We start from the raw sequence: 742 nt of genomic DNA on the forward strand, positions 1-742 counted from the left end.
TACTATAAGGACCTGCTAAACTTGTTGCTGATTGCCATTGATAGCTTAGACTCCCTACACCACCACTCGCTGCAACATTTAAAGTTACCGCGCCGTCTTTACAAACTGTCGTACTTGAAGCTGGCTCAGTATCGATGGTTGGAACTTGATTAACTATAACTGTTGATTTGCTACTGGTAACACTTGTACATCCTGTTCCTGCATTGCTAACCACTACTTGATAATATAAAGTTCCTTCGGTTGAAGTTACTGGACTATAACTCGCTGTTGTACCTCCTGTCCCACTGGTTACATCATTATAAGGGCCTGCTAAACTTGTTGCAGACTGCCATTGATAACTCAAACTTCCTACGCCACCACTAGCAACGACATTTAGAGTCACTGCTCCGTCTTTACAAACAGTTGTGCTGGCTGCTGGCTGGGTATCAATCGTTGGTAATCCATTTACCGTCACAGTAGACTTACTACTGGTTACACTAGTACATCCTGTTCCTGCATTGCTAACCACCACTTGATAATACAAAGTTCCTGCGGTTGAAGTTACTGGACTATAACTCGCTGTTGTACCTCCTGTTCCACTGGTTACATCACCATAAGGCCCTACTAAACTTGTTGCTGATTGCCATTGATAAGTTAAACTTCCTACGCCACCACTCGCAACGACATTTAGAGTTACTGCGCCATCTTTACAAACAGTCGTACTTGCAGCTGGCTCAGTATCGATGGTAGGTAATGCATTTAC

1 protein-coding gene is annotated in these 742 nt (G+C 43.5%); it reads right to left on the reverse strand.

Going from position 1 to position 742, the window contains the following annotated elements; all coding sequences use genetic code 11:
* The coding region (locus F7018_RS18540; protein WP_175578733.1) for a hypothetical protein at nt 1–742 on the reverse strand (742 nt) is incomplete at both ends.

The organism is Tenacibaculum aiptasiae (genome assembly GCF_008806755.1).
GTDB classification, from domain to species: domain Bacteria; phylum Bacteroidota; class Bacteroidia; order Flavobacteriales; family Flavobacteriaceae; genus Polaribacter; species Polaribacter aiptasiae.